The 13,441-nt window shown below is 68.4% G+C and carries 14 protein-coding genes; 10 read left to right on the top strand and 4 right to left on the bottom strand.

Annotation, left to right across the window (positions count from 1 at the left end; genetic code table 11):
• Positions 1–27 precede the first annotated feature (27 nt).
• Positions 28–780, top strand: a complete 753-nt coding sequence (locus tag FPZ12_RS03575) for a GntR family transcriptional regulator (protein ID WP_144745524.1) — start codon at positions 28–30, stop codon at positions 778–780.
• A 316-nt stretch (positions 781–1,096) separates the two neighbouring features.
• Here FPZ12_RS03575 and FPZ12_RS03580 read toward each other — a convergent pair whose 3' ends face one another.
• Genes FPZ12_RS03580 through hxlA form a run of 3 tightly spaced genes read right to left on the bottom strand, consistent with a single transcriptional unit; the run spans position 1,097 to position 2,696 of the window.
• On the bottom strand, positions 1,097–1,723 hold the full coding sequence (locus FPZ12_RS03580) for a GPR1/FUN34/YaaH family transporter (RefSeq protein ID WP_144745525.1): 627 nt from the start codon (positions 1,721–1,723) through the stop codon (positions 1,097–1,099).
• 40 nt (positions 1,724–1,763) lie between these two features.
• The gene (locus FPZ12_RS03585) at positions 1,764–2,042 is read right to left on the bottom strand and encodes a hypothetical protein (RefSeq protein WP_144745526.1); all 279 of its coding nucleotides are present in this window, start codon (positions 2,040–2,042) and stop codon (positions 1,764–1,766) included.
• Positions 2,043–2,066: 24 nt separating this feature from the next.
• A complete protein-coding gene (gene hxlA / locus FPZ12_RS03590) occupies positions 2,067–2,696 on the bottom strand; it encodes a 3-hexulose-6-phosphate synthase (RefSeq protein WP_166462558.1) in 630 nt (209 codons plus the stop codon).
• A 361-nt stretch (positions 2,697–3,057) separates the two neighbouring features.
• Between hxlA and pqqB the strand changes: the two genes are divergently transcribed.
• From pqqB to FPZ12_RS03630, 8 genes are all read left to right on the top strand, one after another.
• Positions 3,058–3,969 carry a pyrroloquinoline quinone biosynthesis protein PqqB gene (pqqB, locus tag FPZ12_RS03595; protein ID WP_144745528.1) on the top strand — a complete coding sequence of 304 codons (912 nt, stop codon included), beginning with the start codon at positions 3,058–3,060 and terminating at the stop codon, positions 3,967–3,969.
• Positions 3,966–4,661 (top strand): pyrroloquinoline-quinone synthase PqqC, encoded by a 696-nt coding sequence (gene pqqC, locus FPZ12_RS03600; protein WP_144745529.1) that lies wholly within the window; start codon positions 3,966–3,968, stop codon positions 4,659–4,661. Before pqqB ends, pqqC begins: the two co-directional genes overlap by 4 nt.
• The gene (pqqD, locus tag FPZ12_RS03605) at positions 4,661–4,936 is read left to right on the top strand and encodes a pyrroloquinoline quinone biosynthesis peptide chaperone PqqD (RefSeq protein ID WP_144745530.1); all 276 of its coding nucleotides are present in this window, start codon (positions 4,661–4,663) and stop codon (positions 4,934–4,936) included. The genes pqqC and pqqD overlap by 1 nt, the downstream gene beginning before the upstream one ends.
• Positions 4,933–6,039, top strand: coding sequence for a pyrroloquinoline quinone biosynthesis protein PqqE (gene pqqE / locus FPZ12_RS03610; protein ID WP_144745531.1), 1,107 nt, complete (start codon positions 4,933–4,935; stop codon positions 6,037–6,039). The genes pqqD and pqqE overlap by 4 nt, the downstream gene beginning before the upstream one ends.
• Entirely contained in the window at positions 6,036–8,429 is a 2,394-nt protein-coding gene (gene pepN / locus FPZ12_RS03615; RefSeq protein ID WP_144745532.1) for an aminopeptidase N, read from the top strand. Before pqqE ends, pepN begins: the two co-directional genes overlap by 4 nt.
• Positions 8,430–8,688: 259 nt before the next feature.
• Positions 8,689–9,729, top strand: a complete 1,041-nt coding sequence (locus FPZ12_RS03620) for a LysR family transcriptional regulator (protein ID WP_144745533.1) — start codon at positions 8,689–8,691, stop codon at positions 9,727–9,729.
• 39 nt (positions 9,730–9,768) lie between these two features.
• Positions 9,769–10,746 (top strand): class I fructose-bisphosphate aldolase, encoded by a 978-nt coding sequence (locus tag FPZ12_RS03625; protein ID WP_144745534.1) that lies wholly within the window; start codon positions 9,769–9,771, stop codon positions 10,744–10,746.
• Positions 10,747–10,836: 90 nt separating this feature from the next.
• On the top strand, positions 10,837–11,760 hold the full coding sequence (locus tag FPZ12_RS03630; protein ID WP_144745535.1) for a fructose-bisphosphatase class II: 924 nt from the start codon (positions 10,837–10,839) through the stop codon (positions 11,758–11,760).
• A 37-nt stretch (positions 11,761–11,797) separates the two neighbouring features.
• Here FPZ12_RS03630 and FPZ12_RS03635 read toward each other — a convergent pair whose 3' ends face one another.
• The gene (locus tag FPZ12_RS03635; RefSeq protein ID WP_144745536.1) at positions 11,798–12,277 is read right to left on the bottom strand and encodes a ribose-5-phosphate isomerase; all 480 of its coding nucleotides are present in this window, start codon (positions 12,275–12,277) and stop codon (positions 11,798–11,800) included.
• Between the two features lie 614 nt (positions 12,278–12,891).
• Between FPZ12_RS03635 and FPZ12_RS03640 the strand changes: the two genes are divergently transcribed.
• On the top strand, positions 12,892–13,440 hold the full coding sequence (locus FPZ12_RS03640; protein ID WP_144745537.1) for a manganese efflux pump MntP: 549 nt from the start codon (positions 12,892–12,894) through the stop codon (positions 13,438–13,440).
• The last annotated feature ends 1 nt before the right edge of the window (position 13,441 follow it).

Genomic DNA, 13,441 nt, shown 5'->3' on the forward strand with positions numbered 1-13,441 from the left:
TTGTCCCATGACCGTCATCCGGGGGCCGTGGAAGTCAACGAAGGGACGGGCGCCGTCCAGCGCGCCGCCGCGGCGATCCGCGATCTCGTCATGCATCGCAAGCTGGTCCCGGGACAGCAGGTGCGGCAGGAGGATCTGTCCCGGCAGATCGGCATCAGCCGCGGGCCCATCCGCGAGGCATTGCGGATCCTGCGGCAGGACGGCGTGGTCGCATACGAGCGGCACCGCGGTTACTTCGTCACGCAGTTCAGCGCGGACGAGATGAACCAACTATACCTGGCGCGCGATCTCCTCGAGACCGCCGTGCTCGCGAAGCTGCCGGCGCCGTCGGAGGAGTCGCTCGCCGAACTGGCCGCCATCAACGAGTCCGTCCGGAGCGCGGGAACCGGTGTCGATCTCGTGATGCGCGAGAACGACCGCTTTCACGCCGGCGTGCTCGCCCTGTCAGCGCAGCGGCTGCTGGTCGAGGAGATCGACCGGATCTGGCGGATGTCCGTGGCGTACCGGGCGTTGTCGGTCAGTGTCCTGTCGGACGCCGCCGTCCTCGCCGAAGATCACGACGGCATGCTCGACGCCCTGCGCGCCGGAGACGGCAAGCGTTTGGCCGGAGCTGTGGCGAGACCATCGTCAGGTCTCGTTGAACCGTCTATTGCCGATTTTGCGCTGATTTCGACGTCCTCACTCCGAGTGGACATTTGTGCCCCAACTTCGGCTCTGAAGTGGTTGACAGTATTCGAGCCAACTGACGGGGTGTTGGAGCGGGTTGTGTCACCCTCATGAGTGGTTTTCTGAGGTTAATTTTGAGGCTGCGAGAAGGCGTGTTGTCGTGGTCGATCGGCTCGGCGTCGCTGTGGCTTGTAGGCGGGATGCCGTGGCTGACGAAGATCAACAGCTCGCCTGGCATCTTGGGCTGAAACGCTTCTGACCAGCCAGGGAAAACCCGAGGTCGCACATCGCTGAAGGGGTAGGCATTCCGAAGATGCCGGGAGAACCGAAGCGCGTGCAGCGTCCAAGGCGCGCGACTGACCTGGCAAAACGCCGAACTCAAGCAGGTCATCGGGTGGGCGCCGGTTCTCGGCGCCCACCCGATGCGGCTTCAGCTCAGGATCGGCTTGCCGAGCGGCAGCGGTTTGCCGCCGGTCGCGGCGGAGACCGCGCCGGCGAACAGGTACACCCCGACCGCGGTGAACGCGAACACGGCGTACCCGCCCGCGGTGGTGGCCACGGTGGAGCCGCCCACCGTGCCGTACAGCACGAGGGCGAGCGCGAGGTCGACCAGGGCGAACAGCAGTGTGAACGCGACGGGCAGCCGCAAGGTGGTCAGCGTCAGCAGGCCGATCGTGACGAGCCAGGCGATCAGGAACAGGCCCTGGGTCGCGATCGCCGCGTCGGCGGAGATGCCGAACCAGCCGTGGAGCAGACCGAGCACCAAAGCCGCGTAGCTGAGCCAAAATCCGGCGAAAACACCGAACACGGCGGCGACCGCGCTCTCGCCGAGCGCGGCCGCCCAGACCGCGGCGACGAGCTGCCCCACGCCGGTCGCGGGCAGGATGATCGCGATCGAGGCGCCGACGGCGGCGGCCGGGACGTAGCCCGTCAGCACCAGGCCGAGCGCGGTCGCGCCGACGATGAAGGTGGGCACGCCGATCAGGGCGGGGTCGCCCCGTGGCGCGGCGGGGGCGGAGACCGCGGGTGCTTCGGTGGCAGCGGCAGTGGTGGTCATCGTTACTCCTCGTCGAGTTGCGAATGATCCCGGGTGACGGTCAGGCCGGGGGCCACATCCGCGACAGTTCCGGGTGGTCGTCGTCGAGCAGGCGGTGCGCCAGCGCGATCGCCTCTTTCGGGTCGATCTGGTCGAATTCGGGGTCCCCCTTGGCGAAACCCTCGAAGGTGTCCGCCAGTTCGTTCGCCGCGGCGGGGGACAGGCTGGTGTCGTGGCGGCATTCCACGTAGCGCAGCCGGAGCACGCCGGCGGCCTGCAGCATCAAGGCGCAGTAACTGTCCTGTGAACGAGCCCGGGCACCGGACTTCTGGTCGTTCACACCGATTCCTTTCTCCGTAGGGGCTTAGCGGGTGGCGCGTTTTTTGAGTTCGGCCGCGGCGGCGCCGGGGTCGGGCGCGTTGTAGATCGCGCCGCCGGCGACGGCGACCTTCGCGCCGGCTTCCCGCACCGATCCGATCGTGTCGACCTTCACGCCACCGGCGATGGAGAACGGCACCCCCGCCAGACGCCCGTCTTCCAGCAACTGATCGATCGAGTAACCCGGACGCGCTTGCTCGTCCAGACCGGCGTGGATTTCCACGAACGACACGCCCAGCTTCGCGACCTCACGAATCCGCGCCACCCGCCCCTCGACCACGCTGATCATGTCGGCCACGACCTGCTTGCCGTACTTACGGCCCGCCGCGACAGCACCCCGGATCGTGTCGTCGTCGACCGCGCCCATCACGGTGACCAGGTCGGCGCCCGCCTCGAACGCCAAACCGGCTTCCAGCTCACCGGCGTCGGCGGTTTTGAGGTCGGCGAACACGAGCTTGTCCGGGTGCGCGGCCTTGATCGCGCTCACCGCACCGATACCCGCCGACTTCACCAGCGGGGTACCCAATTCGAGAATGTCCACGTGCTCGGACACCTGATTCGCCAGGGTCAGCGCGGCGGGAAGATCCAGGACATCCAACGCAACCTGCAGCTGCACAACGAACTCCTCAGCATTACGAGAACCGGATAAGTCCCACCACTTTCGCCCGGTGCCCTGAATGCCGACAACACCTCCGCACATCCGGAAACGCAATCCCCTAATGCGAACTCCGAATAACCGCCGAGAGCCGTGATCCGCTCGTGGCGGGACGGTCGCCGTTCGTCCGTGATCCGGCGCCGGTCGTTCGCGATCGGTTGCCAGGCCCCGCCGCGGGCACGGAAGGTGGTGTCGGAAAAGCCGAGCTCAGGGCGGCGGCCGTGACCAGGATCGAACTTGCGGGAGGACGCCATGAGATGCGATGAGCCTGATTCCGCGGTGGGCGCGGACAGCCCCGGTCCCGGCTCGCCGTGGCGCTGACATGTTCATTCACTGCCTTGGAGTCGCGGCCGGCGGAGGTTATCCGCAGTGGAATTGCGCCTGCGGCGGGTGCCGGACGGCGCGGGCCAAACCCGAATTCGCGTCGAGCCATGCCGGAATAGCGGTTTCCGGAACCGGTGAGCGGTGGTTTCTGCTCAACGCGACCCCGGACGTCCATCATCAGATCGCGGCGGACCGTTCGCTGCATCCGGGCCCGGGGATCCGCGAAACGCCGGTGGCGGGTGTGCTCCTGACCGACGCGGAGTTCGACCACACGATAGGTCTGCTGATGCTGCGCGAGGGCTCGACGCTGACGGTGTACGGGACTTCCCCCGTGCTCGACGCGCTGACTTCGTTCTTCCCCGTCCGGGAACTGCTCGGCGACTACGCGGCCCTGTCCTGGTCCCGGATCGAAATCGGCACCCCGCTGGAGCTGGACGACCGGCTGCGGGTAACCGCTTTCCTGACCGGCTCGAAAGCTCCGCGCTACGTCGGGAGTTCACGGCATTCGCCGCATGCGGACGCGGCCGCGGAATGGGAAGTGGGCTTCCGGCTGGAAGACGCCGTGACGGGCGGAATCGTGGTGTACGCGCCGACGCTTCCCCGCTGGGACGAGAAGTTCGCCGGACAGGTGGCGGCGGCCGACTGCGTGTTCCTCGACGGCACGTTCTGGACGGACGACGAAATGTCGTGCCAGGGCGCGGGAAACCGGACCGGGCGCTCGATGGGGCACATGCCCGTCAGCGGCGCCGACGGCTCCGCCCGCGCGCTGGCCGCGCTCGGCGCGAAACGGAAGATCTACACGCACATCAACAACACGAACCCGATCCTCGACGAAGGGTCCCGGGAGCGGCGGTGGCTGACGGACCTTGGCATCGAGGTCGGCCGAGCCGGTTTGGAGGTGGAAGTATGAACGCCTGGTCCACGGAGGAGTTCGAAGCGCGGCTGCGGTCGATCGGTGAAAAGCGGTACCACCATCTGCACCCGTTCAACGAACGGATGCACGCGGGCACGCTCACCGAGGAGGAGTTCCGGGGGTGGGTGCGGAACCGGTTCTACTATCAGGTGAACCTGCCGGTGAAGGACGCGTTCATCCTGACAAAGCTCCCCGGCCGCGAGGACCGGCGCCGGTGGATCCAGCGCATCATCGACCACGACGGCCGCACCGGGAACGAAGGCGGCATCGAGAAGTGGGTCCGCCTCGGCGAATCGGTCGGCCTGACCCGCGAGCAGCTTTTCGACGATGACACGGTTTTGCCGGGCGTGCGCTTCGCCGTGGACGCCTATGTGGACTTCTGCCGCCGGCAGCCGTGGCTGGAGTCCGTCGCGTCGGCGCTGACGGAGCTGTTCGCGCCCGATCTGCTCAGCAGGCGGATCACCGACGTCAGCCGCCACTACCCGTGGATCGCGGCGGAAGGCCTGGAGTACTTCCGGGCGCGGCTCACCCAGCAGCCCAAGGACATCGCGCATCTGCTCGAACTGGTGCTGGACAACGCGAAATCCCGCGAACAGCAGGACGCGTGCGCGCGGGCGCTGGAGTTCAAGTGCGATGTACTCTGGAGCCTCCTCGACGCCGTCGAACTCGCCTACGGCAAGAGCTCGTGATGGACACCGACGATCTGACGGCCATCCCGCGGCTGGTGACCAAGGCGATGCTCAAGCACGACAGCGTCCGGGACGTCGAACTGCTCCTGCTGCCGGAACGGGTCGTGCTGCTGAACAAGTCCGGGGCGGCGATACTGGGCCTCTGCGACGGCAGCCGGACCGTACGGCAGCTGGTCGACCGGCTCGAGCGGGATTTCGAGGCGACCGATCTCACGAACGACGTCATGAAGTTCCTCGAGGACGCCAGCGGGCGGGGCTGGGTGGTGGTCCGGTGAACGGGACACCACAGCCGTTCGGCCTGCTGGCCGAGGTGACCCACCAGTGCCCGCTGCACTGCGTCTACTGCTCGAACCCCGTGGCGCTGCTCGGCAGGCAGGACGAGCTCACCACCGGCGACTGGATCCGGGTGATCGGCGAAGCGGCCGCGCTCGGTGTCGTGCAGGTGCACTTCTCCGGCGGGGAACCGTTGGTGCGCGGCGATTTGGAGACACTGGTCGCCGAGGCCCGCCGCCTCGGCCTGTACACGAACCTGATCACCAGCGGCCTCGGGCTCACGGAGTCCCGGGCCGGATCGCTCGTCGCGGCGGGGCTCAACAGCGCCCAGCTGAGCATCCAGGGCGACGCCGCCGAGTCGACGGACCTGGTCGCGGCGAGCAAACGCTTCGACAAGAAGGAAGCGGCCGCGCGGATCATCCGTGACGCCGGGCTGCCGTTGAACATGAACGTGGTCCTGCACCGGCTGAATCTGGCCCGGCTGGACGCGATCATCGACGTCTGCGTGGACTGGGGCGCCGAACGGCTGGAGCTCGCCAACGCCCAGTACTACGGCTGGGCGTTGCGCAACCGCGAACTCCTGATGCCGAGCAAGACCCAGCTGGACGAGGCGGTCGGCGTCTACGAACGCCGGAAGGCCGAATTGGCGCAGCAGCTGGAACTGCTCTGGATCCTCCCGGACTACTACGAGCCCTACCCCAAGCCGTGCATGGGCGGATGGGCGCGGACGGCGCTGACCGTCGCCCCGGACGGCGTGGTCTACCCGTGCCCGGTCGCGGCGGAGATCACGACGATGGAGTTCGCTTCGGTGCGCGAGCACGATCTCGCGTGGATCTGGGCGAATTCTCCCGCGTTCGAGGCTTTCCGTGGCACCGCGTGGATGCCCGACCCGTGCCGCGGCTGTCCGCGCAAGGAACTGGACTTCGGCGGCTGCCGGTGCCAGGCCTTCGCGCTGACCGGCGACGCGGGCCGCACCGACCCGGTGTGCCGGTATTCGCCGGACCACCACCTGGTGCGGGACGCGCTCGTGCGGGCCAACCAGGAGGAGGTCGCGGACGGCGAGCTCGTGTACCGCCGTCCCACGGTTTCGGCGCGAGGACGATGACCCTCACGCAGGATGAAGCGGCGGAGCGGTCGGCCGAGGTCTTCGACGTCGAGTATGAAGTAGCCCTCGATCTTACCGTGGGGGAGCGGGAATTCACGACGGTCACGGTCGTCCGCTTCCAGGCCAGGACCGGCCGCGAGGTCGTCTTCCTCGACTTCGCGGGCGAGGTCGATTCCGTTTCCCACAACGGTTCCGAGGTGCCCGACGCGCACGACGGGACGCGCGTCCGGCTCGCCGCGCGGCCGGGCGCGAACACGGTCCGGGTGGCCGGTTCCGCGCCGTATTCGCGCACCGGTGAGGGTCTGCACCGGTTCCGCGACCCGCTCGACGGACAGGTCTACCTGCACACCAAGTTCGAGCCTTTCGCGGCGCACAAGGTGTTCGCGTGTTTCGACCAGCCCGACCTGAAGGCGACGGTCGAGCTGAGCGTCACCGCCGAGGACGACTGGGTGGTGGTCGCCAACACCGAACCGGTGGAGTCCGGGCCGACTTGGCGGTTCGGCCGGACGCCCCCGCTGCCGACGTACCTGGTCGCGTTCTGCGCGGGCCCGTTCCGCCGGGTCGGTTCGAGCCACCACGGAATTCCGCTGGCGCTGTACGCGCGGAGCTCGCTTTTCGAACGGCTTACTGACGAGGCGGCCGAGATCTTCGAGGTCGTCGGCCGCGGTCTCGACTTCTACGGGCGGCTGTTCGCGCTCCCGTATCCCTTCGCGAAGTACGACCACGTCTTCGCGCCCGAGTACGCGTTCGGGGGCATGGAACATCCGGGCTGCGTGACGCTCAACGAACGGTTCCTCTTCGCGCACCGCGTCACCGAGGACAAGCGGCGGCGGCGGTCCGAGCTGCTGATGCACGAAATGGCGCACATGTGGTTCGGCGACTACGTGACGATGCGCTGGTGGGACGACCTGTGGCTGAACGAGGCCTTCGCGGTGCTGATGTCGGTCGTCGCGCAGCCGGAGGTCACGCGGTACGGGGAAGGCTGGACCGCGTTCGAGCACCACAACCTGCCGCCGGCCCGGCACGCCGACCAGCTGCCGACCAGCCACGCGATCCGGGTGACCACGGCCGACACCGACGCCGCGCGGTCGAACTTCGGCCCGATCGTCTACCGGAGAGGCGCGGCGGTCCTTCACGAACTCGCCGGACGCCTCGGCTGGGAGTCCTTCATCGCCGGGGTGCGGACGTATCTGCGGGCGCACGCGTGGGGCAACGCCGGGCTCGACGACTTCGTGGCGGCGCTGCGATCGGTGTCGGACGAAGACCTGGATCGCTGGGTGGCGGAGTGGTTGCTGCGGCCCGGGGTCAACACGGTCGAAGTGTCCAGAGTGGAGGGACGGGTGGCGCAGCTGCCCGATCCGGAGGTTCCGCCGCGCCACCTGAATCCGGTCGTCGCGGCGTTCGACGAGCACGACGGCAAGCTGGTGCCGTGCGACACGACGCCGTCGGCGGATCTGCTGGTGCCGAACGCAGACGCGGCTTGCTATGTCAAGGTCAGGCTGGACCCGCGGTCCCGGCAGGCGGCGTTACGTTGTCTGTCCACTATGGATGACCAGCGAACGCGTGCGGTCGTGTGGGGAGCGCTCTGGGACGATGTTCTCGACGCGCGCGTCGCCGCCCGGGAGTACGCGTCCGCCGTACTCGCGCATGGGCGGGTGGAGAGCGATGGCATCGTGGAGGCGCTCCTGGAGCGTGCTGTTACGGCGGTGCAGGTTTATGGGGATCCCAGGGGGCTTCGCGTGCTGGCGGGCCGGGTGCGGGAACAACTGGCCGGTGCCGTTCCGGGTGGCGACCGGCAATTGGTGCTGGCGCGCGTACTCGTCAGCGTCGTCGAGGACGGCGATCTGCTGCGCGAACTCGCGTGTGGACGGTCGCCTTGGCCGGAGCTGGCAGTGGATCCCGACCTCAGGTGGCGGAGCCTGTTCCGGCTCGCGTCGACCGGAGGCGAGATCGACGGACTCCTGGATCGCGCGCGAGAAGCCGACCCCGGGGACGGTGGCCACCGCAACGCCTTGACGGCCGAAGCCGCAAGCCCTTCCGGTAAAGAAGAAGCGTGGAACCGGTTGTTCGATGACGGTCTTTCGCTGGCGGAGAAGAAGGCCGTCATGGCGGGATTCCGGCAGCCGGGCCAGGAATCGGTGCTCACGCCGTACGCGGACCGCTACTGGCGGGCGCTGGAGAGTCTGACGCGAGAACCTCGGCGCGAGTTCGTCCTCGCGTTCGCCGGTGCCCTGTATCCGCGGTTCACCGACGCCGGACAGCGCGTGCTGGCAGACACCGATGAGTTGCTGGAGCGCGGGCTGCTGCCCGACGACGTGCGCAAGGTCGTCCGGGAGGAGCGCGCCGAGCTCCTCATCATGCGGGCGGCTCGCGTCCGCGACGCGGTGTGACCGATTCACCGGAATCGCCACGAACCCGGCCGGACGAACGACGGGCCATTGAGGACGAACGGTGGTCCTGGTGTCACGAAAGGGAATGTGAGCACTGGCACGGCCGCCGGAGCGGCCTGCCCGCCCGTAGATGACCCCGCGCGCACCGTTCATGGTCGCGCCCCCTGCGTTCGTTTCCCGCGGATTGACCGGGTATTCCGCCGCCGGGCAGTCTCGCTGAAGACCGCGATCCGCCGGTGCCGAGCGAGAGGGTGAAGAAATGGTTCTTCCGTCAAAGATGCCCCAGCTCGCGGACCTCGACCTGCTGTTGTCGGTCGAGCGGTACGGCAGCGTGGGAAAGGCGGCGCAGGCGCACAGCCTTTCCCAGCCCGCCGCCAGCATCCGGATCAGCGCGATGGAACGCCGGCTCGGCCTTCGCCTGCTGGACCGTTCTCCCGCCGGTTCGAAGCTGACCGAGGACGGGGAAATGCTCGCGAAGTACGCCCGCAATGTGATGCAGGCGGCGCGGGAGTTGCTGGAATTCGGCTCCGGGGCCCGTTCTTCGGAAGCGAAACGACTCCGTGTCGCGGGCAGCCCGGCGATTTCCGAGCATCTGATTCCCGAATGGCTCAACCGTTCCCGGTTCTCGTTCGGCGAAGCCAGGGTCGAAGTGCGGACCGGCAGCGTCGACACACTGCGCCGGCTGATCCGGACGAGCCACGTCGATCTCGCGTTCATCGACGGCTGGTGCCAGGCCGGGCCCCCGGGACGGCAGCAGCCTCGCGATGAACTGGTGACGCGGTACATCTGTGACGACGAGCTGGCGGTGGTGGTCGGCTCGAAGCATCCGTGGGCCGTGCGCGCCACTCCCTTGACGGTGCGGGAACTCGCGGCCGCGCCGCTGGTGGTGCGCGAGCGCGGTTCCGGGCTCCGGGAGTTCACGGACGAGCTGCTGGGAACCGCGGGCGCCCCGGAGAGCTACGTCGAATTCCCTTCCACCGGCGCGATCAAGCAGGCGGTCGCGAACAGCAGGCGGGTCACGGTGCTCAACGTTTCCACCGTGCGGTCCGAACTCGCGGAAGGACGGCTGCATCTGGTGCCCGTGGACCAGGAAATGCCCGCGAAACCGATCTACGCGGCGTGGAGCGAACGCCGCGGTCTCCCGGAGTACGCGGGAGAACTCGTGGAGATCGCCGCGTCGAAGGGCTCACCGGTGCCCGTCCTCGTGCCGGGACAAAAGCCGAGAGAGGCCGGCCCGCGCAAGCGGACCCGGCCGAGCAAACCGGGTCTGTCGATCGACGTCCACGAATCGATCGCCTGACCGTCCCATCCGGTACCGAAAGCAGGAGGAACGACGACAGTGTCAGCTCTGAACAAGATCGCGCGAACCATGGTGTCCGGCAGGCGCGGGATCCTCGCCGCCGACGAGAGCATCGGGACGATGTCCGCCAGGCTGGAAAAAGTGGGCGTCGAGCCGACCGCGGAGACCCGCCGGGTGTACCGGGAGCTGCTCGTCACCACCCCGCAGCTCGCCGAGTCGGTCAGCGGCATCATCCTCGCAGACGAGACGTTCCACCAGAAACTGGGCGATGGCCGCACTTTCCCGCAGTACCTCGACGACATCGGGATCCTCGCCGGGATCAAGGTCGACACCGGGGCGAAGCCGCTGGCCGGCGCGCCCGAGGAGAAGATCACCGAGGGGCTCGACGGGCTGCGCGAACGGGTCGCGGACTACGTGCGGCTCGGCGCGACGTTCGCGAAATGGCGGGCGGTGATCACGATCGGCGGTGACGCGCCGTCGGAGCGCGCGGTGCGTGCGAACGTGCACGCGCTGGCCCGCTACGCCGGCCTCTGCCAGGAGGGCGGGCTGGTGCCGATCGTCGAACCCGAGGTGCTGATGGACGGCGACCATTCGCTGGAGCGCTGCCGTGAGGTGACGACCGCCGTGCTGGAAACGCTGTTCGAGGAGCTCGACCTGATGCGCGTGCGGCTCGACGGCATCGTCCTCAAGCCCAACATGGTGGTTCCCGGGACCGGCAGCGGGGAGCGGCCCACGGTGGGGGCCGTCGCACTGGCCACCGTGGAGGTGCTGCGGGAGACCGTGCCGACGTCCGTGCCGGGTATCGCTTTCCTTTCCGGCGGGCAAAGTCCGGAGCTCGCGACGCAGCACCTCGGGGCGATGCAGAAGCTCGGACGGCTGCCGTGGGAGCTCACCTACTCGTTCGGCCGGGCGCTGGTCGGGCCCGCGCTGGAGACCTGGCGAGGCGACGACACCAACTGGGCCGCCGCGCAGAAAGCGCTCTCCGAGCGGGCCCTCGCGAACGCTGCCGTGCGTTAGAGCCGCCGCGGGCGGCCGGATCTGTCCGAGTGGGTCCCGGCCCGGCCGCCCGTGGCTTTCCACCCTTACCCCGCGAGCGGATCGAGAGTGATGAGTACTCAGGAATGGACCACCACCGGGATTTCCGTCGCACCCGGCGATACGCTCGCGCTCGAACTCGTGCGGGTGACCGAAGCGGCCGCGATCGCGGCGGGGCGCTGGGTCGGCCGCGGTGAGCGGGACAACGGCCGGATCGCCGGCACCGCCGCGATGCGCGAGCACCTCGCGTCGGTGCGCATGCGCGGTGTGGTGGTGATCGGCGACGCCGGCATGGAAGCCGGGTTTGGCGAAGGGCCGGTGTGCGACGTCTGCATCACTGTGGGGGACGGGGCTTTGTCGGCGGCGAGGGATGTGCCGAACTCCCTGTCGGCCATCGCGGTCGCCGAGCGTGGCGCCTTCTACGAGCCGTCTCCGGGTGCTGTCATGGACAAGCTGGCCGTCGGGTCCGACTGCGCCGACGTCGTCGACATCACGCGTCCGGTCGCGGACAACCTGTGGGCGATCGCCGCGGCGAAGGGGGTCCGGGTGCCGGATTTGGTGGTCGCCGTGCCGAACCGGCCGCGGCATGCGGCGCTCGTGCGGGAACTCCGTGACGCGGGCGCGCGGATCCATCTGCTGGAAGGCGGAGACATCGCGGGTGCGATCGCGGCGGCGCGGGACGACGGCCCGGTGGACGTGCTGCTGGGCAGCGGGGGAGCGGCCGGGGGCGTGGTCGCCGCGGCCGCGCTGTCCTGCATCGGCGGGGCGCTGCAGATGCGGCTGCGCACCGACGACGTCGACAAGGTCCTGCACACCGGCGATCTGGTGCGCGGCGAGAACATTCTGTTCTGTGCCACCGGGGTGACGGGTAGCGAGTCGCTGCACGGGGTCCGGCATCACTCGGGTCGTACGACGACACAGTCCATTGTGCTCTGTTCGAACCCGCGCACGGCACGGACGATCGCGTCCGAACGGCGACTCTTCCCGCCGGATTGACGCGGTGACCGCCGATTCGACGGCCACCGCGGTGTTCTCAAACCGGTCGTTCTCCGGGCAGGGCCGGCGGTTGGCCGGTGCGTTCGTAGTCCGTCAGCTGGTCGATCCGGCGTTGGTGGCGGCCGCCGTCGAATTCCGTGGCGAGGAACGCGTCCACGATCCGCTCGGCCTCCTCGACCGTGTGCATCCGGGCGCCGATACCGGCCAGCAGCGCGTTGTTGTGCCGCCGGGCCAGCCGCGCGGTGTCGACGTTCCACGTCAGCGCTGCGCGGGCGCCGGGCACCTTGTTCGCGGCGATCTGTTCCCCGTTCCCGGAACCGCCGATGACGAGGCCGAGGCTGCCCTCGTCGGCGACGACGCGCCGCGCCGTTTCGACGCAGAACGGCGGGTAGTCGTCGTCGGGGTCATAACCGCCGGGGCCGACATCTGTCACGTCGTGGCCGAGTTCGGTGAGCCTGCCGAGGAAATGGTTCTTGAGTTCGAGTCCGGCGTGATCGGAGCCAAGGTAGATTCGCACACCCGAAGTCTAGGTTCCCATTCCCGGATTATCCGTTGATCGTCATGAGAACCGCTTTGTTCCCCCGTTGTTTTTTCCTATGCCCGTCCTGGTGCGCCGCGTGGCCGGACGGACCGGTGCACCCGCCCTCCCGCTCGTGGGCTGCCGGGCGCCGTTCGGCACCGGTTGCGGACCACTGGTTCAAGATCGGTTGCGGCGGCTCGGTTAACTCCAAGATGCTTCTTCATGACCGCGAAATTTCGTGGTGTCGTCCTCGGACTTCCGCGGAACATGAATGTCCGGTTCCGGCGAAGGCGCCGGACCCAGCCGACAGGAGGAACAAGACATGAAGTGGGAAACTCCGGAATACACGGTCATCGAGGTGTGTGCCGAGGCCACCGGTTACTTCTACCGGGGCTGAAGCCGGGCCGCAGCGCCCGTTTCGCCCGGCTTTTTCCGTAGTCACGGCGGATCGGAAGAATTCGCGACGGGACTACGCCGGCGTGGGGCCCCGGATCCCGGAAATCCTGACCGGGCCGGGGCCCCGCGTCACCACCCGGCAAGCCGATGCCTTGTCCGTCAACGATTCCGCCGCGGCAGCGCCGCTCCCGGTGAACCCTTCGCGAGGTGCGCTCATGACTCTGGCCTTTCTTCCGCTGATAGCACTCGCCTTCGGGCTCAGTCTCGACAATTTCCGGTCCTCGATCGCCATCGGCACCATCCCGTTCGGGTGGCGCCGCGCCGTGCAGGTGTCGCTGGTGTTCGGCCTGTGGGACGCGGTGGGGCCGCTGCTGGGCGGGTTTCTCGGGCACTACCTCGGCGAGTTCCTCGGTGACACCGCGGAGTACATCGGCGCGGCCGCGCTGGGGTTGTACGGCGCGTACTTCATCATCAGCGCGATCCGGAACCCGGAGCCGGAGGACATGGACCATCCCTGGGTGACGCTGTTCGGGATGCCGCTTTCGCTGAGCGTGGACAATTTCATCGCCGGCGCCGGCCTGGGCATCGCGGGGTTCTCCGTCCTCGTCCCGATGCTGACCTTCGGTGCCATGACCGTGGTGATGTCGTTCGCGGGGTTGTACGTCGGACGGCTGGCCGCCAAGGCCGTCCGGATCCGGTCCGACCTGTTCAGCGGGATCTCCCTGCTGAGTGCCGCGATCCTGCTGCCACTGGTCTTCGGCTGAC

Source organism: Amycolatopsis acidicola (assembly GCF_007713735.2).
Taxonomy (GTDB): Bacteria; Actinomycetota; Actinomycetes; order Mycobacteriales; family Pseudonocardiaceae; genus Amycolatopsis_E; species Amycolatopsis_E acidicola.

What these genes read in the sequence shown, in the direction of transcription:
- FPZ12_RS03580 (WP_144745525.1), bottom strand. Translation starts at nt 1,723, where the DNA reads ATGACCACCACTGCCGCTGCCACCGAAGCACCCGCGGTCTCCGCCCCC.
- pqqB (WP_144745528.1), top strand. Translation starts at nt 3,058, where the DNA reads ATGTTCATTCACTGCCTTGGAGTCGCGGCCGGCGGAGGTTATCCGCAG.
- pqqC (WP_144745529.1), top strand. Translation starts at nt 3,966, where the DNA reads ATGAACGCCTGGTCCACGGAGGAGTTCGAAGCGCGGCTGCGGTCGATC.
- pqqD (WP_144745530.1), top strand. Translation starts at nt 4,661, where the DNA reads ATGGACACCGACGATCTGACGGCCATCCCGCGGCTGGTGACCAAGGCG.
- pepN (WP_144745532.1), top strand. Translation starts at nt 6,036, where the DNA reads ATGACCCTCACGCAGGATGAAGCGGCGGAGCGGTCGGCCGAGGTCTTC.
- FPZ12_RS03620 (WP_144745533.1), top strand. Translation starts at nt 8,689, where the DNA reads ATGGTTCTTCCGTCAAAGATGCCCCAGCTCGCGGACCTCGACCTGCTG.
- FPZ12_RS03630 (WP_144745535.1), top strand. Translation starts at nt 10,837, where the DNA reads ATGAGTACTCAGGAATGGACCACCACCGGGATTTCCGTCGCACCCGGC.
- FPZ12_RS03640 (WP_144745537.1), top strand. Translation starts at nt 12,892, where the DNA reads ATGACTCTGGCCTTTCTTCCGCTGATAGCACTCGCCTTCGGGCTCAGT.